Source organism: Frateuria terrea, from assembly GCF_900115705.1.
Lineage (GTDB): Bacteria > Pseudomonadota > Gammaproteobacteria > Xanthomonadales > Rhodanobacteraceae > Frateuria_A > Frateuria_A terrea.
Genome location: NZ_FOXL01000006.1, coordinates 321,573 through 343,774, shown reverse-complemented (window position 1 = coordinate 343,774; position 22,202 = coordinate 321,573). Strand labels below are relative to the sequence as shown.

The 22,202-nt window shown below is 68.7% G+C and carries 13 protein-coding genes; 5 read left to right on the top strand and 8 right to left on the bottom strand.

Translation table 11 applies throughout. The features are described from left to right. Positions 1-70: 70 nt before the first annotated feature. The 8 genes from thrC to BMZ38_RS12755 form a co-directional block, all read right to left on the bottom strand. Positions 71-1,381 (bottom strand): threonine synthase, encoded by a 1,311-nt coding sequence (thrC, locus tag BMZ38_RS12790; protein WP_175483773.1) that lies wholly within the window; start codon positions 1,379-1,381, stop codon positions 71-73. Further along, positions 1,378-2,331: a homoserine kinase gene (locus BMZ38_RS12785; protein ID WP_091338250.1), complete on the bottom strand. Its 954-nt coding sequence runs from the start codon at positions 2,329-2,331 to the stop codon at positions 1,378-1,380. The genes thrC and BMZ38_RS12785 overlap by 4 nt, the downstream gene beginning before the upstream one ends. Continuing rightward, positions 2,328-3,470 carry a homoserine dehydrogenase family protein gene (locus tag BMZ38_RS12780; protein ID WP_245747291.1) on the bottom strand — a complete coding sequence of 381 codons (1,143 nt, stop codon included), beginning with the start codon at positions 3,468-3,470 and terminating at the stop codon, positions 2,328-2,330. The genes BMZ38_RS12785 and BMZ38_RS12780 overlap by 4 nt, the downstream gene beginning before the upstream one ends. Positions 3,471-3,905: 435 nt before the next feature. After that, complete coding sequence (locus tag BMZ38_RS12775; protein WP_091338243.1) at positions 3,906-5,894, bottom strand: bifunctional 2',3'-cyclic-nucleotide 2'-phosphodiesterase/3'-nucleotidase; 1,989 nt, start codon at positions 5,892-5,894, stop codon at positions 3,906-3,908. A gap of 225 nt (positions 5,895-6,119) precedes the next feature. Next, complete coding sequence (gene nagA, locus BMZ38_RS12770; RefSeq protein WP_091338239.1) at positions 6,120-7,274, bottom strand: N-acetylglucosamine-6-phosphate deacetylase; 1,155 nt, start codon at positions 7,272-7,274, stop codon at positions 6,120-6,122. Further along, positions 7,274-8,320: an SIS domain-containing protein gene (locus tag BMZ38_RS12765; RefSeq protein WP_425431885.1), complete on the bottom strand. Its 1,047-nt coding sequence runs from the start codon at positions 8,318-8,320 to the stop codon at positions 7,274-7,276. The genes nagA and BMZ38_RS12765 overlap by 1 nt, the downstream gene beginning before the upstream one ends. A gap of 283 nt (positions 8,321-8,603) precedes the next feature. Beyond that, the gene (locus tag BMZ38_RS12760; protein WP_091338233.1) at positions 8,604-9,635 is read right to left on the bottom strand and encodes a LacI family DNA-binding transcriptional regulator; all 1,032 of its coding nucleotides are present in this window, start codon (positions 9,633-9,635) and stop codon (positions 8,604-8,606) included. A gap of 65 nt (positions 9,636-9,700) precedes the next feature. Then, entirely contained in the window at positions 9,701-11,005 is a 1,305-nt protein-coding gene (locus BMZ38_RS12755; protein WP_091338231.1) for a sugar MFS transporter, read from the bottom strand. A 414-nt stretch (positions 11,006-11,419) separates the two neighbouring features. Here BMZ38_RS12755 and glk point away from each other — a divergent pair, with 414 nt between their 5' ends. The 5 genes from glk to BMZ38_RS12730 all read left to right on the top strand — a co-directional run bounded on the left by glk (position 11,420) and on the right by BMZ38_RS12730 (position 22,190). Then, complete coding sequence (glk, locus tag BMZ38_RS12750; protein ID WP_245747282.1) at positions 11,420-12,454, top strand: glucokinase; 1,035 nt, start codon at positions 11,420-11,422, stop codon at positions 12,452-12,454. 101 nt (positions 12,455-12,555) lie between these two features. Next, the gene (locus BMZ38_RS12745) at positions 12,556-15,273 is read left to right on the top strand and encodes a TonB-dependent receptor (protein ID WP_091338226.1); all 2,718 of its coding nucleotides are present in this window, start codon (positions 12,556-12,558) and stop codon (positions 15,271-15,273) included. A 129-nt stretch (positions 15,274-15,402) separates the two neighbouring features. Continuing rightward, positions 15,403-17,754: a beta-N-acetylhexosaminidase gene (locus tag BMZ38_RS12740; protein WP_091338410.1), complete on the top strand. Its 2,352-nt coding sequence runs from the start codon at positions 15,403-15,405 to the stop codon at positions 17,752-17,754. Between the two features lie 78 nt (positions 17,755-17,832). Further along, positions 17,833-18,867 carry a glycerophosphodiester phosphodiesterase gene (locus BMZ38_RS12735; protein WP_091338224.1) on the top strand — a complete coding sequence of 345 codons (1,035 nt, stop codon included), beginning with the start codon at positions 17,833-17,835 and terminating at the stop codon, positions 18,865-18,867. 257 nt (positions 18,868-19,124) lie between these two features. Beyond that, positions 19,125-22,190, top strand: a complete 3,066-nt coding sequence (locus BMZ38_RS12730) for a TonB-dependent receptor (protein WP_245747281.1) — start codon at positions 19,125-19,127, stop codon at positions 22,188-22,190. The last annotated feature ends 12 nt before the right edge of the window (positions 22,191-22,202 follow it).

The following is a 22,202-nucleotide window of genomic DNA, read 5'->3' as shown; positions in this document are numbered from 1 at the left end:
TATGACGGTTCGTTCTATGCTGCAAAAACGGATGTCTGGACGTCCATACGTCCGGACGTGGCGCGTGGCGTCACGCGGTCCAGTCGCGCAGCCAGTGGCCAAAAGCAGCTTCGTCGGCGGCGATGGGCTCGGCCTGCGGAGAACGTTCGAGCATCGCGGCCAGCGGCGGTGGCACGGGCAGCGGGCACCCCAGCAACGGTTCCAGCACGCTCTCGAACTTGGCCGGATGGGCTGTCGAGACGACGCACCAGGCCTTGTCCCCGCGTACCGGTTCGCGATCGAGCACTGCCAGCGCGGTGGCGGTGTGGGGGCAAACCACTCCGATCTGCCCACGCGCATGGCGCAGCAGGGTCGTACGTATCTCCTCGTCGCTCACGCATTGCGCCCGCAGCGCAGCGCGCAACGCGGCATCGTCGTCGCGGTAGGTCCAGCGCAAGCGCTCGAAGTTGCTCGGCGCACCCACGTCCATCGCGTTGGCGAGCGTGGCCACGGCATCGCGCGGACGGTAGTCGCCGCCGGCGAAGAAATCCGGCAGCGCGGCGTTGGCGTTGCAGGCCAGGCGCACCTCGCCGATCGGCAGGCCCATGGCGCGCGCCCAGATGCAGGCCAGCGCGTTGCCGAGGTTGCCGGTGGGGATGATGAAGTCCAGCGGCATGCCGTGCGTGCGCCACCAGCCCAGGGAGGCATGCGCGTAGTAGCCCATCTGCGGCAGCAGGCGGCCCAGGCTGATGCTGTTGGCCGAGCTGAGCGGTACCTCGCGCTGCAGCTCGGCGTCGTTGAGCGCAGCCTTCACCATGCGCTGGCAGTCGTCGAAGCTGCCTGCCACGCGCAGCGCCTGCACGTTGCCGCCGAAGCTGCCCAGCTGGTGGGCCTGGCGCGGCGACACGCGGCCGTCGGGATAGAGGATCACCACGCGCAGGTCCGGTTGCCCATGAAACGCGGCGCCCACCGCGGCGCCGGTATCGCCGGAGGTGGCGACCAGGATGGTCAGCGGCGGGGCCACCTCGCCGCGCAGGCGGCGCAGGCAGGCGGCGAGGAAGCGCGCGCCGAAGTCCTTGAAGGCGGCGGTCGGGCCGTGGAACAGCTCGAGCAGCAGGGCATCCGGACGTGCGAGCGGGCGCAGCGGCGCCTCGAAGGTGAACGCCTCGGCGCAGATCGCCGGCAATGCGCCAGCCAGCGCGTCGCCGGCGAAGAACGGTGCTAGCAACGTGGTCGCGATGGCGGCCAGGTCGCCGCGCGGATCGAACGCGCGCGGGTCGAGCGTGGGCAGGTGTTCCGGGACGTAGAGCCCGCCGTCGGGCGCGAGGCCGGCGGCGATCGCCCTGCTCAGGCCAACTGCGGGTGCACGGCCGCGCGTGCTGGCGTAGCGCAGCGCGCTCATGCGAGTACCTCGGCTGCGGGACCGTCGATGGGGCCGACCAGCACGTCGCTACCCAACCCGGCCTCGGCGAACGCCGCGCGCATCGCCTCGGCGGCAGCGTGCGCGGCGCGGGCGTCCTCGAACCAGCCGAACACGCTGGGGCCCGCGCCGGAGATGCTCGCGCCGAGCGCGCCGTGGTCGAACGCGGCCTGCTGCACGCGGGCGAAGTTCGGCACCAGCGGCGCGCGCCGTGGCTCGACCAGCACGTCCTTCAGGCCTTCGCGCACCAGCGTGGCGTCGCCGCGCCAGCAACCGGCGATCACCTGGGCCAAATTGGCGCTCTGCGCAACGAAATCGTGCAGGGCATAGGCCCCGGCCAACGCCGCGCGCGCCCGGCGCGTCTCCAGCACGCAGTGCGGATGCACCAGAGCGCAGTGCCAGTGTGCCGGTACCGGGATGCGCACCAGCCGCGACGCGGTGGCCAGCACCAGCCCGCCGATCAGCTGCGGACCGACGTTGTCGCCGTGGCGACCGCCACTGGCCACCGCTTCGCCGTCCATGGCGAAGCCGTACAGCGCCTCACGTGGCAGCGGCGCGTCCAGCAGCGCATTGGCGGCGACCAGCGCAGCCACGCAGGAGGCTGCCGAGCCGGCCATGCCCGAACCCAGCGCGATGCCCTTGTGCAGGGTCAGTTCGAAGCCGTGCTGCAGCTGCAGCGCGTGGCGCAACGCGACCAGCGCGGCGCCGGCCGTGTTGCGTCCGGCCTCCCGCGGCAGCCCCGATACCACGCCCTCGATGGCGGTGATGCGCACGACCGGCTCGTCGATGCACGTCACCTGCGCGCGGTCGCCGGCGCCGGCCAGGGTGTGGCCCAGGATGTCGAAACCCACGCCTACGTTGCCCACGCAGGCGGGGGCGAAGGCGCTGGCGGTGCGGGCGGACGACATGGGCGATTCCTTGGTGAGGTTCATGCGCGTGCTTCCTGGGCCTCGGCGATGCGCAGCACGTCGGCGAACACGCCGGCGGCGGTGACCTGCGGGCCGGCGCCGGGACCCTGCACGATCAGCGGATTGTCGCAGTAGCGGGCGCTGCGCAGCTGCACGATGTTGTCGGTGAGCCGGGAGTGCGCGAACGGATGATGCGCGGGAAGCGCTTCGAGCCGCACCCTCGCCCGGCCGTGGGTGTCGAGGCTGGCGACGTGGCGCAGCCGGCAGCCGGCCGCGCGTGCGCGGGCGAGACGCTCGGCCAGCGGGATATCCAACCCGGCCAGGCCACCTTGGCCGAGGCGATCGAGAAAGGCATCGGTGGAAAGCGCGGCGAGCGCCGGCGGCACCAGGCTTTCCACCTCCACATCCTCCAGCGACAGCGACCAGCCGGCTTCGCGCGCCAGGATCACCAGCTTGCGCGCCACGTCGGTGCCGGAGAGGTCCTCGCGCGGATCGGGCTCGGTATAGCCCTGCGCGTGTGCCTCGCGCAGCAGCATGGAGAACGGCTGCGCGCCATCATGCCGGCTGCACAGCCAGGCCAGCGTGCCCGAGAGCATGCCGTCGATCGCATGCAGGGTGTCGCCGGTGTCGAGCAGGTCGCGCAGCGTCTGGATCACCGGCAGGCCGGCGCAGACCGTGGCTTCGTGGCGCCAGCGCGAAGAGCCAGCCGCCACCGCGGCGCGGATCGCCTGCCAGCGCGGAAGCGGGCCGCTGCCGGCGAGCTTGTTGGGGGTGACCACGTGCAGGCCGGTGCAGAGCCAGTCGGCGTAGCGGTCCGCCACGGCCTCGCTGGCGCTGCAATCGACCAGCACCGCCGGGCCGTCGAGCCCGCGCACGTGGGCCGCGAAGGCGTCCAGGCTGGCCGGGCGCCAGGTCTGTGCGCCGGCGCGGCGGTCGAGCTGTGGATCGTCGCAGTCCAGCCACATGCGATGGCGGGTGGCCACGCCGCGCAGCTCGAGTGCGAGGCCAAGCTGCGTGGCCAGGCGCGTGCGCGCCGCGCGCAGCTGTTCGAGCAGCGCGCCACCGACACGTCCGGGGCCGATCACGCCCAGCGCCAGCGTGCGCGTGGGCAAGGCGGCGGTACGCGGCCGTGGCCGCGAGGGTTCGACGGATGAAGCGGGGATGTCCACGTGAGCCTCCTTGGGTAGAGGCCCCTGGCTCGCGCGACGGTTTCGGTCAGTGCTGCATGCCGGCCCGCCTCGTCGAGGGCGGGGCCGTTGCGTGATGGAACTTATGCGCGCACGGACATCCACCCGGACCAGGCAGTGGTCGTGGTGGTAATGCTCGTGGCGGTGACGGATGGCGCGAGGGCGCCGCCGCGCGCGGCCATGCCCGGCTGAGCCGGGGCGGGGAGTACGCGGGCGCGGGTGGAAAACGGCGACATGGGTGTGGACGTTACGTGGCACGAGCGGGCGGCGTCAACGCAGCTGCTGGGCACGCCACCTGGGAGCCCCGCATCCGCCTGTCGGCCCCTTCACCGCGTTCGCGGGGAAAGACTCGGGCACGTAGCGTTGCGGCCGAAGGGCGGATGGCGGACGCCCCCGCGACAAGCCGGCGGCTTACCGGGACGCCCCCAGATCGATCGCATAGGTGGCGGTGCCGTCGCCATCAGCGCGCAGCTGGCGGATGCCGGTGACGCCGTCCATGGCAGCGATCGCCTGCTTGCCCCCGGCCGCGGTGAAGGTGACGGGACCGCGCGTCTTCATCGGCGCGAAGTGCCACGAACCGGCCGGCAGGTCGGCGCGATCGAGCGTGCCGGTGCGCCTGAGCCAGGCGGCGACGATCTCGCGCACGGCGTCGGTGGTATCGAGCACGATGTTGCTGCCGTCCAGGCCCGGAAAGTTGCCACCGCCGCTGGCGCGGTAGTTGTTGGTGGCGACGATGAACGGCTGCTGCGGCGATACCAGCTTGCCCTGCCAGGTCAGCGATTCGATGCGCTGGCCGACGGGTTTGCCGACGTCGATCACGTAGGCGAGGTCGCCCTGGATCTGATCGAAGTTGAAGCCCGGCATGCGGCTGTTGATCAGCTTCTGCTCGCCGGTCTTCGCCGGGTCGATCCGGTTGAAGCGCGCGGCGGATTTCTCCAGCCAGGCTTTCACGCCGGCGCCGTCGGTCTTCACTGCCGCCAACGTGTTCGGGTAGAAGTAAAGGTCTGCCGCGCTGCGCAGGGTCAGCGGGCCGGGTGGCACGTCGGTGTAGTCGTCCGGCCCGCCGAAGCCGGTGCGGAAGGCGGCCGCCGCGGAGAGTACAGGCACGCCGGCCAGTTCCGGACGCAGCTTGGGCAGCTCGCGCTGCACGTAGTCGCGCTGCGCGGCGTTGACCACCGACAGCGCGGCCATGTCGCCCTCGTCGGCGAAGTAGCTGGACAGGCGCAGCGTGCTCGTGCCGATCGGCGTGTCCACGTACGCAACCGTGGCAGCGTGCGCCTGCGCCACCAGCGGTGCGATTGCCGGGTCGGCGGGCACGCACGCATGCTTCTGCGGGCAGATCGGGCGCACCTCGCTGTGGGTGTCGGCGTCGTCGATCGCCCAGCGGCCACCGGTGCGCTGCAGCGCGAGCTTGATCACGCCCAGGTCCTTGCCGAAGAAGCCGCCCATCACCGCCGGCTTGCCGCGCACGAAGCCGCGTTTGGCATCGACGTCCTTCATGCCCTGGTAGTGCGGGCCCGGGAACTCGGTATGCGAGTGGCCCAGCAGCAGCACGTCGATGCCCGGTAAGCCTGCCAGGTACCAGCCGCCGTTCTCCATGTCGCCGGTGTATGGCGCGGTGTCGAGGCCGCCGTGCAGGATCGCCACCACCAGATCGGGATGTTGCGCCTGGATCTGCGGCAGGTAGCGCCGCGCCGCTTCCACCACGCCGCTCACGGTGACTTTGCCCTTGAGGTTGCGCTGGTCCCACTTGAGGATCGGCGGCGGGGTGAAGCCGATGATGGCCACCTTGAGCGGCACCTCGATGCGGCTGCCGTCGGCGGTGTAGGCCTCGATGGTCTTCCTGACTACCGTCCACGGCGTGAAGATGGGCTGGCCGTCGTGCGCGTCGAAGACGTTGGCCAGCACCAGGGGGAAACGCGGGCCGGCACAGCGTGGCGTGGCCTTGCCGTCGACCGTCATCGGCGTGCCGGTGACCTGCGAGAGGAAGGGCAGGCCGTAGTTGAACTCGTGGTTGCCAGCGGTGCCGCCGTCGTAGCCGACCGCGTCCATCGCCTTGTAGATGGCCAGCTCCTGCGTGCAGCCGACCGGCTTGACCAGCGCCTGATAGTCGGCCAGCACGGTGCCCTGGATGGTGTCGCCGCTGTCGAACAGGAACGTGTTGGGAAATTCCGCGCGCGCGCGGCGGATCAGCGTGGCGGTGCGCTCATAGCCAACGGTCGGGTCCGGCTTGGCCTTGAAGTAGTCCCAGCCCAGCACGTTGGCGTGGACGTCGGTGGTTTCCAGGATCGCCACGTCCGCGCGGGTGCCGTCCGGTGCCACGGCCGGCTTCGTGGCGGTGCCGGCGCAGCCGGCGAGCAGGGCGGTGGCGAGCAGGGGCAACAGCGGGCGGAGCGACATCGGAAGGTCCAGCGGCGATCAGGAAAGGCGGGCAACGTAGCAGATCGCCATGACGATGGGCGGGCGCTGCGCCGTCCTGTCCGGATGCCGTAGGCTTGGCCGGCGCCCCGCTTCCGCAACGGCAAGGCGCTGGCCCACGCGGCGCAGATGGACCGCCCGCTACTGCGGTATGCCGCGTGGTGGGCCACAGCACCAGTCCGACCCGCTCCCGCCGGAGCCCTTTCGTCATGCAGGGTAATAGGTGCCCGCGATCCAGCTCCCGCGTACCGCCAGCGTGTCGTCCAGCACCGCGAAGTCGGCGCGCTGGCCGGGCGCGATGCGGCCATGCGTCTGTTCCAGGCCGAGCCATTCGGCCGGATAGCTGCTGGCCATGCGCGAGGCCTCGGCCAGCGGCAGGCCCAGCAGGTTGACCGCGTTGCGCACGGCCCCGGCCATGTCCAGCGCGCTGCCGGCGAGCACGCCGGCATCGTTCATGCAAATGCCGTTGCGCGCGGTGATGGTCTGGCCGTTGAGCACGTAGTCGGGCCGCGTGCTGCCGACGGGCGGCATCGCATCGGTGACCAGCACGCACTTGCCTGGCGGCTTGGCGTTGATGGCCACGCGCAGTGACGCCGGATGCACGTGGTGGCCGTCGACGATCAGCCCGCACCAGCTCGCCGCGTCGTCCAGCGCGGCGCCGACCACGCCGGGCTCGCGGCTGGTCAGCGGAGTCATCGCGTTGTAGAGGTGGGTAAAGCCGCAGACGCCGGCATCCAGCGCCGCGCGCGTGGTGGCGTAGTCGGCGGCGGTATGGCCGGCGACCACGCGCACGCCGGCGGCGGCCAGGCGCGCGATCACGCCCGCATCGACCCGCTCGGGTGCGAGGGTAAGCATGACCACGCCGCGGCGCTGCGCGGTGAGCGCGAGCAGGTCATCGGTGTCGGGCGTGCGAAACAGCGAGGCGTCGTGGATGCCTTTGCGCGCGGGCGCCAGAAACGGGCCTTCCAGATGGATCCCGAGGATGCCAGGCACGCCGCGCGCGATCGCTGCGTCGACGGCGTCGAGCGCGGCGCGCATCTTCGGCGCGGTGTCGGTAATCAGCGTCGGCAGCAGGCCGGTGGTGCCGAAGCGCCGGTGCGCGGCGGCGATGCCTTCGAGCGTCTCCACGGTCGGTGCATCGTTGAACAGCAGCCCGCCGCCGCCGTTGACCTGCACGTCGATGAAGCCCGGCAGCAGCAGCGCGCCACCGAGGTCGTGGCGCTGCGCCCCGCTCAGGCGCGGGTCGTCCGCGTCGACCAATGCCAGCACGTGGCCGTTGCGCACGAGCACCGCGATGTCGTCGCGCAGACCCTCGTCGGTCATCACGCGGGCGTTGGCGAGCGCGAGCAGGGGTTCGGGCATCACAGGGTCTCCGTAACCTTGCGCAGATGCGGCGGCACGTCCGGATCGTAGCCGCGCGCCAGTGAAAGCGCGGCAGTGGCGCGGTAGAAGCTCTGCACGGCGAGCAGTGGCGTGGTGATCGCCGGCACGCCTGCCGGCAGCGGCAGCGCGTCGGGGCCGGTCGCGCCGGGTGCGGCCACCCACACGCGTGCGCCGCGCGTGCGGAACTCGGCGGCGACGCCGAGGGTGCCTTCCAGCGAACCGTCCTCCTGCGCGAACACCAGTACCGGGAAGCCCGCGCCGACCAGTGCCATCGGCCCGTGCCGGACCTCGGCCGAACTGAACGCCTCGGCGTGCAGGCCGCAGGTTTCCTTGAACTTCAGCGCCGCCTCCAGCGCCGCGCCGAAGCCGTAGCCGCGGCCGACCACGAACAGGTTGTGTACGGCGAGCAGGCCCTCGCCGAGCGCGGACCAGTCGGCCTCCCAGCCCTGGCGAAGGTCGGCGGGCAGGCGTTCGAGCGCGGTGTGCAGCGCCTCGTCGCCGCTCCAGCAGGCGGCCAGCTGCAGCACCGCCGCGAGCGTGGCCAGGTAGCTCTTGGTTGCCGCCACGCTGCGCTCGGGGCCGGCATGCAGTGGCACCACGGTATCGGCGGCCTGCGCCAGCGGGGAGTCGGTGTCGTTGACCAGCGCCACCACCTGGGCACCAGCGGCCTTGGCGGCCTGCACGCTGAGCAGCAGGTCGGGGCTCTTGCCCGACTGCGAGATGGCCACGAACAGCGCGCCCTGCAGCTGCAGCGGAGCGTCATAGATCGAGGCCACCGAAGGTGACGCCGAAGCGGTGACCACACCCAGGCGTGTCTCGAAGACGTACTTGGCATACGCCGCAGCGTGGTCGGAGCTGCCGCGCGCGCAGGTGACGATGCAGCGCGGCGACTGCGCGCGCAGGCGCTCGCCCAGCTCGGCCAGCACGCCGGCGTTGGCGGCCAGCTGATGCGCGATCACGTCGGCGGCAGCGTGCGCCTCCTGGTACATCAGGGTGTCTCGGGGTGATTTCATGGAATGTTCCATATAAGGGGTTGCCGCGCGCCTGAACCCTTCTGCCCCCGGGAGAGAGTGCCCGCGCCTTGATAAAGGATGGGGCGGGTGAGGGCTCGGGCGGAGCGGGATGTGCGGCGATCCGGAGCCCTTACCCCAACCGTTCTCCCGCAGGGAGAGGGGCTTGAGCGTGCGGCATCGTGGCGACCCATCGTCTTCGCTTCGCTACGCCCAGGGCGAACGGTCGAGAGAGCGCCGTTGGCCCTGAGCGAAGGGCCGAAGTCGAAGGGCAGGATGCCTGCCCGCAGCAAAGGCTTCAGCCCTTGCGCGGCGGCGCCGTCGATCCGCGTACCACCAGCTCCGGCACGAAGCCTTCGTTGGCCGTGTCGGGCGCCGAGCCGTCCTGCTGCAGCTCCGCCATCAACCGCAACGCCGCATGCCGGCCGATCTCGGCGGTCGACTGCCGCGCCGTGGTCAGCGCCGGCCAGGCCTGCTTGGAGAAGGGGTTGTCCTCGAAGCCGGCGATGGACAGGTCCCACGGAACGTCCAGTCCGGCCGAACGCGCCGCGGCCAGCACGCCGGCGGCGATCTCGTCGTTGCTGCCGAAGATCGCGGTCGGCGGCTCCTTCAGCGCGAGCAGCTTGCGCGCGCCGCGGAAGCCGTCGTCGAAGGCGTAGCGGCCGGGCAGGATCAGCTTCTTGTTGAGCGGCAACCCGTAGTCCTTCAGCGCGTCCGCATAACCCTGGTAGCGCTCGGGACTGGAGCGGTGGTGCGGCTCGCCCCACAGGAAACCGATCCGCGTGTGGCCTAGCTGGATCAGGTGCTCGGTGATCGCGTAGGCGGCATCGCGGTCGTCCACCCACACGCAGGGTGAGCCGTCCGCCGGGTCCGTGCGTGCCGCCAGGATGCGCACGAAGCAGATGTCGTGAGCCTTCAGCGTGGCGATCAGCTGCGGCTGCTCGGACATCGGCGGCGCCAGCACCAGCCCGGCCAGGCGCGAGCGGCGCACCAGCGCGCACAGCTCCTCGGCCAGCTTCGGCGAGGTCGAATCGCAGGGATGGATCTGCAGGCCGAAGCCGCGCTCGCGGCAAGCCGACAGAACGCCGTTCTGCATGCTGATGACGTAGTGCGCGTTCGGATTGTCGTAGACCAGCCCGATCGCATAGGAATGTGCCGCCCGCAAGCTGCGTGCCGAGAGGTTGGGGCGGTAGCCCAGCGCCTCGATCGCCCGCTCGACCTTCTCGCGCGTGTCCTCGCGCACCGAGGCTTCGCGGTTGATGACCCGCGAGACCGTCTTCAGCGACACGCCGGCGCGCTTGGCGACATCCTTGATGGTGGCGTGCAGCAAGGACGGGCTCTCCTTCGGATCGGCGCGCCATCCTAGCCCACTGCCATGCCGGCGTGGCGGTGCCCTCACCGTGCGTGCGCGCCATCGCCGTCACGCAGGCCCACGCGGTAGCCGCGCAGGCCGTAGAACAGGATGTACAGGTAGCACGGCACCATCAGCGCCGCGAACACCGCCTGGAAGTCGAAGTAGGCCTTCAGGTGCGCGTACAGCTGAGGCACCACCGCGCCGCCGGCGATGCCCATGATCAGCAGCGCCGAGCCTGCCTCGGTGTGGCGGCCCAGCCCGTTGATCGCCAGCGGGAAGATCGCCGGCCACATCATCGCGTTGGCGAACCCCAGCGCCGCCACGAAGCCCACCGAAAGGTAGCCGTGAGTGGCGTACGCGCACGCGCTGAACAGCACGCCCAGTACCGCCGACACCGCCAGGTAGCGCTGCTGGGAGACGAAGCGCGGGATCAGCACCAGCCCGGCCAGGTAGCCCAGCAGCATGCCGCCCAGGGTGAAGGCGGTGAAGAACTTGGTCTGGTCCAGCGGGAGGTGGAAGCCGGCGCCGTAGGTGCCGATCGCGTCGCCGGCCATCACCTCCACGCCGACGTAGAGGAACAGGCAGAGCACGCCCAGCCACAGGTGCGGAAAGCCCAGGATGCTGCTGCCCGCCTGGCCGGTCGGCGCCTCGCTGTTGGCGCTGGCCGGCCGGATCTCCGGCAGCGACGAGCGCAGGATCCACACCGCCAGCACGGCCAGCAGCACGCCCATGCCCAGGTAGGGCGCGTGGACCTTGGCGGCGAATGCATTCAGCAACGCCTCGCGCGCCTGCGGAGTGGCCGCCGCGTGCACCCGGGCATCGATGTCGCCGATGCCCGAGAGCACCAGCGAACCGATCACGATCGGCGCCAGGATGCCGGCGAACTTGTTGCAGATGCCCATGATGGCGATGCGCTGGGCGGCGCTCTCGATCGGCCCGAGGATGCTGATGTAGGGGTTGGAGGCGGTCTGCAGGATGGACAGTCCCGCGCCGATCACGAACAGGCCGACCAGCGCGCCGGCGAACACGCGCATGGTGGCGAACTGGCCGAAGGCCAGCGCACCAACCGCCATCACGAACAGGCCCAGCGCCATGCCCTTTTTCATGCCCGTGCGCCGCAACACCACCGACGCCGGCAGCGAGAAGACCAGGTAGGAAATGTAGAAGGCGAACGGGACCAGGAAGGCGTAGACGTCCTCCACCTGGAAAGCCAGCTTCACGAAGGTGATGAGCGGCCCGTTGAGCCAGGTCACGAATCCGAAGATGAAGAACAGCAGCCCGATGACGAGCATCGGTCCCAGTGTCGAAGGCTTGGTATGACCGGCCGCTAGCGTGGTGGACGACATGGACGGCTCTCCCGAATAGGCAAACGCATTGGCAATGCGAGCGCCGCCGACGCGGCCGCTCCCCCGCCGGGCTTTATGGCCTTGGACGCCAACGTTGTCAATTTATGTCCTCGCCTGGCTCGTGCATGGACCTCGAAAACTCCCCATCCAATGGCCTATGTGCGCCTTCTCCTGATGCATTGCGCCATGCCGCGCAAGACATTTGGGCGCAAGGCGCGAGCCAGCGCCGGAGCGGTATTCCGCGTGGATTCCATTTTGTCGTGGCGGGTCATCAGGGTGGCTCGTGTTGCAGTGCGTGAAGTCACTTTCCGGAAATGTCGGCGAAACGCGTTGACAACGTTGTCATGCCTGTCCAGACTCCGGCCCCGCCGGCGTTCCAAGATGCCGCGCGGACGGGGAAAAGGGAGGAGTCGCGTGGCCGAGGTCGCCAACCCAAGGAGTGCGCCGCAGCGCCTGCCGCAGGAAGCCCTGCTGCTGGCCGCCGACGTCGGCGGCACGCATGCGCGCGTCGGCCTGCTCAGTCGCCGGCCCGATGGCGCCAGCCCGGTGACCGTGCTGCGCTACCAGCGCTACGCCTGCGCCGAATGGCCCAGCCTCGCCGCCGTGCTGCAGCACTTCGTCACCTGCCTCGATGTGCCGGCGGCGATCGACCAATGCGTGGTGGCCAGCGCCGGTTACGTGCTGGACGACGCCATCGTCAACGACAATCTGGCCTGGCCGGTATCGATCCGTGACATCCGGCAGAGCCTGGCGCTCGACCAGCTGGCGGTGATCAACGATTTCGAGGCGGTCGCCTGGGCGACCCAGTTCCTGACCGACGCCGACACGCTGCCGGTGATCCAGACCAGTGCGCCGCCGCAGCAGGGCCCGGTGCTGGTGATGGGACCGGGCACTGGGCTGGGCTCGGCGGTGCTGCTGCCGGGTCAGCCGCACGCGACGGTGCTCGCCACCGAGGCGGGGCAGATCGCTCTGGCGCCGGGCAACGAGCGCGAGATCGAGATCCTGCGCCTGTTCGCGCGCGAGCGCTCGCACGTCTCCTTCGAGTACGCACTGTCCGGCCCCGGGCTGCGCAACCTGTACCGTGCCATCTGCACCCTGCGCGATGTCCCGGCGGTACTGCGAGAGCCCAATGCGATCACCCATGCGGCGCTCATGCGCAGCGACCCCTCGGCGGTCGAGGCACTGGAGGTCTTCTGCGGCCTGCTCGGCAGCTTCGCCGCCGACCTGGTGCTGCTCTATGGCGCGCGCGGCGGTGTGTTCCTCGCCGGCGGCATCCTGCCGCAGATCCGCCAGGCGTTGCTTGCCAGCTCGTTCCGCGAGCGCTTCTTCAACAAGGGCGTGATGCGCCCGTTCCTGCAGCAGGTTCCCGTACGACTGATGGAACACGGCCAGCACGGCGTGATCGGCGCGGCCGGCCTGGCCATCGCCGGGCACGTCGTGGCCGGCTGAGATCGACTGGTAGCAACTGCAATCGAGCGGGCGCGAGCCCATACAACCAGGCAGCGCCCCAACCATCACACGGCGCTGGACTTCTTGAGGGGAGGACGACCATGTCACACCGCAAAACGCTGTTAGCCGCGAGCATTCTCGCCAGCCTGTGTCTCGCCGGTGCGCTGCATGCGCAGGATGCGACCCAGGCCACCACCGGCTCCGACGCCGCTACGCAGGCCTCCAAGGCCCAGGCCGAAAAGGACAGGATCAAGCAGCTGTCCACGATCACTGTCACCGGCATCCGCGGCTCGGTGGAGAAGGCGCTCGACATCAAGCGCGACTCCAACTCGACCATGGAAGTGGTCACCGCCGAGGACGTCGGCAAGCTGCCGGCGCACAACGTGGCCGACACCCTGCAGCGCCTGCCGGGCGTGAACATCAGCTCCTCCAGCGCGGACGAAGGCGGCTTTGACGAGGCCGACCGCGTCAGCCTGCGCGGCACCAGCCCGAGCCTGACCCAGACCCTGATCAACGGCCACGGCGTCGGCTCGGCCGACTGGTTCGTGCTCAGCCAGGGCAACAACGTCGGCCGCAGCGTGAGCTACACCCTGCTGCCGTCCGAACTGGTCAGCCGGGTAGAGGTGCACAAGTCCTCCGAGGCGCGCTTCCAGGATGGCGGCACCACCGGCAACGTCGACATCATCACGCGCAAGCCGCTCGACTTCGAAAAGCAGTACACCACCAACCTCAGCGCCGGCGCCGTCTATGCCGATGCGCCCGGCAAGACGGATCCGCAGTTCTCCGGCCTGTTCAACTACAAGAACACCGGCGGCACGTTCGGCGTGCTGGTGCAGGCGTTCAAGCAGAAGCGCCACCTGCGGCGCGAGGCGCAGGAGATCCCCGGCGGCTTCGCGGTGATCGACCCGACCTCCCCGCTGGCGCAGAGCAACCCCGACCTGGCCGGCGTGCGTGTGCCGGGCTTGCTGGGTTCGACCCTGTTCGAGCAGGTGCGTGACCGCAAGGGTGGCCTGGTCGAGCTGCAGTTCCGTCCCAGCGACGACCTCACGCTGGGCGCGAGCGGCTTCTATTCGAAGATGAAAGCGAACAACTACAACCGCAACTTCATGCTGTGGGGCGGCAACTTCGCCACCAGCCAGGCGCCCGAGCCCGGCTACACCGTGCAGAACGGCGTGCTGACCAACGCCACCTACGCCGGCGTGCCGGGCACGAACTACATCGTGTACGACATGATCTACCGCGAGGCCTCGTCCAAGACGCAGTACTACACCCTGGACGCCGACTGGAACGTCTCCGACAACGTATCGGCCAAGTTCCAGGCCGGCACTACCAAGGGCGTGGGCGAGACGCCGCGGCAGTTCATCGCCGAGGTGACTGCCGCCAATGGCGGTGGCGCCAGCTGGACCACCCACGGCAACAGCTCGCCGGTCGACTGGAGCGTGGGCGGCGACATCAGCCCGGCCGGCGTTACCGGCTTCGGCACCTGGGGCAACCAGGAAGTCCGCGCGGTCGACAAGGAGAACTGGTTCACCGCCGATTTCACCCAGTTCTTCAATGCCGGCGTGCTGCAGTCCTTCGACTACGGAGTGCGCTATGCCAAACATGACCGTCAAGCGCAGTCGCCCGAGGGCGCCTCGCCGGGCGACATCTGGTCGGCGCTGCAGAACGGCGCCACCGCCAATTATCCGAGCGGCTTCGCTGCCGGCATCGGCGGCACCTTCCCACGCAACCTCTGGTACTTCACCCCGGATGCGCTGAAGAGCGCGATCGTCGCCAACTCCACCTGGCTGTCCAACAACGACGGTCCCACCGGCCGCCACAACTACGGCGCCGAGTGGAGCGTGGACGAAAAGAACTTCGCCGCCTACTTCCAGGCCAACTTCGAGGGCGAGAACTGGAGCGGCAACGCCGGCCTGCGCTACGTCAACATCAAGCAGGGCATCGACACCTACTTCGCCGACACGGTCAGCCCCGACGTGAGCAGCCTGTTCGGTGCGTGGGACCGCCGCCACTACGACAACAAGTACAGCCGCGTGCTGCCCAGTGCCAACCTCAAGTTCAACCTGGCCGAGGACCTGGTCCTGCGCGTGGCCGCCTCGCAAACCCAGACCCTGCCCGATTACTCGGCGCTGGGCGCCTCCTCCTACGGTTCGGACCTCAACAAGACCGGCGGTGGCGGCAACCCGAAGCTCAAGCCGGTGATCTCCACCAACCTGGACGCCGGCCTGGAGTGGTACTTCATGCCGCGCGGCTTGCTGTCGGCCACCGCGTACTCAATGAACATGAAGGACTACGTGGCCTACGGCGTGCAGAACCAGCAGCTGTTCAGCGAATTGACCCATCAGCTGGAGACCTACCAGATCTCGATGCCGATCAATGCCGACGCCAAGGTCCGCGGTGTGGAACTGGCTTACGACCAGCCGCTCGGCAAGTACTTCGGGTTCAGCACCAACTACACCTACGCCGACGGCAGCTCGGACTACACCTGGGCCGACGGCAGCGACCACCTGCTGGGCACCTCGAAGAACACCTACAACGTCGGGGCGTATTTCGAGAACGACACGTTCGGCGCACGTGTCAGCTATACCCGCCGCTCGTCGTTCCTGATCGGCCTGTCCGGCACCAACCCGTACTACCAGGACAGCTTCGGCACGCTGGCGGCCTCGCTCAGCTACAAGGCCACCGACTGGCTGAGCTTCAGCCTCGACGCGCTGAACCTCAACAATCCCACGATCAAGTACTACCAGAGCGCGACCATTCCGACCTCGTTCTACGAGAACGGCCGGCAGTACTACCTGAACGCGCACCTGAGCTTCTGATCCACCGCGATTTACGCAGGCCATGGATGGCCTGCCTCTCCCCGCTCGGGCCCGGTCTGCACCTTTCGGGCCCTTTTTTTTTGCGCAGGCCGTGGTGGTGGCATGCTGGGCCGTTCCAAGGAGATGCCGATGATGCGCCGACCGTCCTTGTCCCGTGGTGCCCTGATCCGACGCGCCATGCACCGCGCGGCGTGCCTGTGGTTCGCGTTCGTCCTGTTGCCGCCGTGTGCGGCGTTCGCGACCGAGCCGGCACCGCCCTCCCTGATTCCGCTGCCTGCGCAGCTGAAGCTGCAGCCGGGCCGCTTCACGGTCGACGCGCGCACGCCGCTGGTGCTGGCCAGCCACGATGCGGCCACCCGGCAGACCGGGCAGTACCTCGTCGACCTGCTCGCACGCACGCGTGGCCTCAAGCTGGCCGTCGCCGGCGAGGCCGGCAATGCGCCGGCGATCAGGCTGCGGCGTGACCCGCAAGCCGCGGTGGTGCACGCCGGCGGCTATACGCTCAGCGTCACCCCGCAGGGCATCGACGTGGCGGCACGCGATGATGCCGGGCTGTTCCATGGCGCGATCACGCTCTACCAGCTGCTGACGCCCGACGCGCGCCACGGCGCGGTGGAATTGCCAGCGCTGACCATCCGTGACTGGCCGCGCTTCGCCTGGCGCGGGCTGATGCTCGATTCGGCGCGGCATTTCCAGAGCGTGGCCGAGGTCGAGCGGCTGATCGACCAGATGGCCCAGCACAAGCTCGACGTGCTGCACTGGCACCTCACCGACGACCAGGGCTGGCGCATCGAGATCAAGCGCTATCCAGAGCTGACCCGGATCGGCGCCTGGCGCACGCCGCCGGATGCCGGCCACGACGGCGAGCCGAAGCGCTACGGTGGTTTCTACACCCAGGACGAGATCCGCCGGGTGGTCGCCTACGCCGCCGCGCGCCACGTCGCCATCGTGCCGGAGCTGGACATGCCCGGCCACGCGCAGGCTGCGGTGGCCTCGTATCCGCAGTTCGGTGTCACCGGCAAGCGGCCGCAGGTGTCCGTCGACTCCGGCATCAATCCCTGGCTGTACAACGTGGACGAGGGCACCTTCACCTTCATCGACCGCGTGCTCGACGAGGTGATGGCGCTGTTCCCGTCGCCGTACATCCACGTCGGCGGGGACGAGGCGATCAAGGACCAGTGGAAGGCCTCGCCGGCGGTGCAGGCGAAGATGCGCGAGCTGGGCATCACCAGCGAGGATGCGCTGCAGGGATGGTTCATCGGGCGCGTCGGTCAATATCTCGAAAGGCACGGCCGCAAGCTGATCGGCTGGGACGAAATCCTCGAGGGCGACAACTTGCCGGCCGACGCCACGGTGATGTCCTGGCGCGGCACCGACGGCGCGATCAAGGCGGCACTGCTTGGCCACGACGTGGTGATGTCGCCCTCGCCGGGCCTGTACTTCGACCACGTACAGAGCGACCTCACCGATGAATACGCCAGCCGCTTCGGCGTGGAGTCGCTCAAGGACGTGTACGCGCTGCAGGCCGTGCCTGGCGTGCTGAACGCGACGGAGGCGAAGCACGTGCTGGGTGTGCAGGCCAACGCATGGACCGAGCACATGCCCACCATGGCGCACGTGGAGCACCAGGTGTTTCCCCGGCTCGACGCGCTCAGCGAAGCAGCCTGGTCGCCCGCCACCAGCAACGGCTGGAAGGGCTTCCTCGCGCGCCTGCCGGCCCAACTGGCGCGCTACCGTGCGCAACACGTCAACGTGGCAGACAGCGCCTTCGCGGTGGACATCGGCACCGATCGCAACGTGGCGCTGGCCACCGGCAAGGCCACGGTCACGCTCGCCAACCAGGTCGACTTCGGCGCCATCCACTACACGCTTGACGGCAGCGCGCCCACGCCGGCATCGCCGCGCTATCGCACGCCGTTCAACGTGGCGCTGCCGGCCACCGTGCGCGCCGCCAGCTTCGCCGGTGACGGCAGCGCACTGGCCGCGCCGCGCGAGCGCGTGCTGGACCGCAGCAGCCTGCTTTCCCTGCCCGGCACGGCGCTGGCGAACTGCCCGGGCAGCGACTTCCGCCTCCTCCTGCAGCCGATGCCGGATGCGACGAGCACGCAGCCGGTGTACCCGGTGAACGTGTTCGACAGCTGCCAGGTCTTCCCGCCCACGCTGATGGACGGCATCGCAGCGATCCGGGTGGACGCGGTGCGGCTGCCGCGCAACTTCCAGCTGGCGCACGAGCAGAATCTGGTGGTGTCGCGTCCGCACACCACGCCGTTCGGCGAACTGGTGGTCCACGCCGACCGCTGCGACGGCCCCGTTCTGGCCACCCTGCCGCTGCCCGACCCCACGCACAGCCTGCGCCGGTTCAAGCTCGATGCGGGGCTGCCGGCGCAGGAGGGCGAGCACAGCCTGTGCCTGGTCTACACCGCACCCATCGACGGCGCGCTGTATGCGTTGCGCCGTGTGTCGCTGGAAGCGAAGCGGTGAAAAACCCTCGCCGCGGGTCCGCCGGACCGGCGGCGAGGGCTTTCGGTCGGGACCGCGCCTGATCGCTAAGATCGCCCGATGAGCGAACGCCCCCTCGTCCCGCGCCCCCGGGTCATTGCCCATCGCGGCGCCAGCGCGCACCTGCCCGAGCACACCCTGGCCGCCTATGCGCGCGCCATCGCCGACGGCGCCGACCTGATCGAGCCGGACCTGGTGCTGACGCGCGACGGCGTGCTGGTCGCTCGTCACGAAAACGAGATCGGTGGGACCACCGACGTGGCCGACCATCCCCGCTTCGCCGCCCGGCGGACGTTGAAGCACGTCGACGGCGTGCCGCTCGAAGGCTGGTTCACCGAGGATTTCACCCTCGCCGAGCTGAAGAGCCTGCGCGCGCGCGAGCGGCTGCCCGCCCTGCGCGGCACCGCCCAGGACGGCCTTTACCCGGTGGCCACGCTGGAGGAGATCATCGAGCTGCTGGCGGTCGAGAATGAGCGACGTGGCCGCGCCATCGGCCTGATCCCGGAGATCAAGCACGGCACCTGGTTCGGCCGGCAGGGCCTGCCGATGGAACAGCGCCTGCTTGGCACACTGCGCGCGCATGCCTGTACGCGCAGCGTGCCGGTGGTGATCCAGTCCTTTGAACTGACCAACCTGCGTGCGCTGCGCGCCGGCCTCGGCGACTTGCCGAACGTGCGCCTGCTGCAGTTGATCGACGAGCCCGCTGCGCAGCCTTGGGACGTCGCCGCCAGCGGCGGCGCGTTGCGCTACGCCGACCTGCTCACCCCGGCCGGCCTGCGTGAGGTGGCCACCTACGCCGACGCCATCGGCCCCAACGCGCGAACGATCCTCCCGCTCGATGACCAGGGCCGCCTCGGCCCACCCACGCCGCTGGTGCGCGAGGCGCACGCGGCCGGGCTGCAGGTGCATGCCTGGACCTTCCGGCCGGAAAACGTGTTCCTGCCGACGAGCCTCTGGCACGGCGGGGACCCGGCCACGTACAACGCCGACGGATCGATCGCGGAGATTCGTGCGCACCTGGCGGCAGGCATCGATGCCTTTTTTACCGACGATCCCTCGCTTGGCCGGCAGGCATTGGAAGCATCGGAGCACTGAGTGCTCGAGGCTGCCGCTTGACGCGGTCTTGCCAAATGTTGAATTTTTGCTTGGCTGATCTTAAGGTTCAGTCAAACGAGCCCCGCTTCCCCACAGCCTGTCTCGTCAGTGATCGATCCCCCTATGCGGTCGCTGACTTCTCTCAGGCACTCCTGAAAGACCGGATTCCGGATGCGGATGGATGCTTGTGCTCGTTGCCGCGGGGTGACCCTAGTCGCCCAGTCCTAAATTCGATAAGTTTTTCGGGGAGTTATTGCATGCGTTTGCAAGTTACCCATCGTCCGGCCATTCGCCGGACGGCCCTGGCTCTTGCCCTGAGCATGGGCTTTGCCACGGTCGCGTTCGCGCAGTCGACCACCGGCAGCATCTTCGGTACCGCGCCGGCTGGCGTGGGCGAAACCGTCATGGTCCAGGGCGCCAATGGCACCAACCGTGAAGTGGCGGTGGACGCTAGCGGCCGTTATGCGATCAACGGCCTGCCGGTCGGCCAGTACACGGTCAGCCTGCGCAAGGACGGCCAGGTGCTGGCCACGCAGGACCATGTCGGCATCTCGGCCGGCGGTGGCACCGAAGTGCCGTTCAGCGCGGCCAATGCCAAGGACGCGCAGAACCTGAACGCCGTGCAGGTCGTCGCCAGCGCGCTGCCTGCGATCGACGTCACCAGCGTCAACTCCAGCACCGTGATCACCTCTGCCGATCTGCAGAAGCTGCCGGTCGGGCGCAGTGCCGAATCGATCGCGTTGCTCGCACCGGGCACCGTGCAGGGCAGTGGCTATTTCAACAATGCGGTGTCCTTCGGTGGCGCCGGCGTGACCGAGAACGCCTACTACGTCAACGGCTACAACACGACCGAGCCGTACCGCAACACCGGTGGTTTCCAGCTGCCCTACGGTGCGATCGACCAGCAGCAGACCTACACCGGCGGCTACAGCGCCCAGTACGGCCGCTCCGACGGCGGCGTGATCAACCAGATCGGCAAGCGCGGCACCAACGAGTGGCACTTCGGTGGCCAGATCGCCTGGTCGCCCAAGTTCTGGGACGAAGGCGGCAAGAACGTCTACTATCCGACCTTCGGCAACCTGCCGGCGGGCTACGCCGTGGACAACCCGGACCTCCAGGGCACCCTGTACCGCGACCGCAGCCACAACAAGAGCTGGGAAACGATCTACTCGGCCTACGTCGGCGGCCCGCTGATCAAGGACAAGCTGTACGTGTTCCTGGCGGCGGAAACCACCAAGACCAAGGGCACCAACGTCCAGAGTATCGATAGCCAGAAGGCCATCTACTACAGCGACCACACCGAGAACTTCTACGGCAAGCTGGACTGGAACATCGACGACAACAATGTCTTCGAGTTGACCGCCATGCAGAGCAATTCCAGCGGCGACACGGTCAACGGCAGCGGCGCGACCTACGCCTACGACTACGACACGCGTCAGGTCGGCTCGTTCGTGGCACCGAACGACGTCACCAAGGACAACGCCAAGTTCCTGATCGGCAAGTACACCAGCTACATCAGCGACAACGCCAACCTCAGCATCACCTGGGGCAAGGGCACGTTCGAGAATCCGTGGGTCTACGCCAACAACAGCAAGAACCCGCACATCTCCGGCGCTTCGTCGCAGAACCCGCTGTATGGCGTTGGCATCGTCAACGACAACAACACGTTCTACCACTACGCGACGGATGCCGGTAACAGCACCCGTGGCCTGCGTGCCGACTTCACCTACCAGCTGGGCAACCATCAGCTGGGTGTCGGCATCGACAACATGAACTACGCCGCTCAGCATCAGGGCCAGGCCATGAGCGGCCCGGGCTATGGCTGGATCTATGGCCACTCGTCCGATCCGACCAAGGACATCTCGCCGGGGCTCGACGTTGGTCCTGCCGGCGGTGACGGCTACTACGTCCGCCGCTACATCTACAATGTGCAGACCAGCATGTCGATGTCGCAGAAGGCCTACTACCTGCAGGACGTCTGGAACGTCACCGACACGGTCCAGCTGAACCTGGGCATCCGCAACGACCACTTCACCAACTACAACGACCTGGGCATCGCCTTCGTCGACGAGAAGAACCAGTGGGAACCCCGCCTGGGCGTGAGCTGGGACGTCAACGGTGATTCGACCTTCAAGGTGTACGGCAATGCGGGTCGCTACTACCTGGCGCTGCCGGACAACGTGGCGGAACGTGCGGCCAACCGCTCGACCTACACGTCCGAGTACTTCACCTACACCGGCATCGACGCAAACGGCGTGCCGACCGGTTTGACCCCGGTGGGCGGGGTGAACGGCGGCCCGGCACCGGGCCCGGTGTCCTCCGGCAACGAGTACGGCCAGCCGAAGGACGCCAAGCAGGTCACGGCGACCAACCTGAAGGCGCAGTACCAGGACGAGTACATCCTCGGTTTCGACAAGACGCTGGGTCCGGACTGGGTGTATGGCGCCAAGCTGACCTATCGTCAGCTGCAGACCGCCATCGACGACGAGTGTGATCCGGACGCCATGGCGGCCAAGATGACCGCCAGCGGCCTGAACGTCGACGATTACTCGACCTCGGTCTACAACCCGTACTGCCGCCTGTTCAACCCGGGCGAGACGAACACCTTCGCGGTCGCCCGCAACGACGGCATGGGCTACGCCAATGTGTCCATGAACGCGGCCGATTGGGGTTACACCAACGGTGGCGCGAAGCGCAAGTACACGTCGGTCGACCTGTACCTTGAGCATCCGTTCGACGGCAAGTGGCAGGGTCGCGTCGACTACACCTTCGCCCGCGCCCGCGGCAATACCGAGGGCCAGGTGCGTTCGGACTTCGGCCAGGGCGACGTTTCCAAGACCGAAGACTGGGATACCTGGCAGTTGATGGATCACTCCTACGGTGATCTGCTGAACAGCCGCAAGCACTCGCTGCGCGTCCGTGGCTCCTACCAGGTCAACCCGGAGTGGCTGCTGTCCGGCACCCTGCTGGTGCAGTCCGGCACGCCGGCCACCTGCCTGGGCTACTACGGCACCAACGAGAGCGACCCCAGCACCTACGGTGGCAACTACCACTGGTGCTTCGGCCAGCCGACGCCTCCGGGCAGCACGGGCTTCACTCCGTGGACCAAGAAGCTGAACCTGGCGGTGCGCTACGCTCCGGCGTTCGCGGCACACAAGCTGGCCTTCCAGCTGCAGGTCTTCAACGTGCTGAACGAGCAGAAGGCGGTGCAGATCGATCCGGTTTCCGAGAACGATCGCTACACCGTGTCGAACACGTACGGCCAGGGCATCTTCTTCGAAGATCCGCGTTACGTGCGTCTGTCGGTGTCCTACGACTACTGATTCATTCGGTAG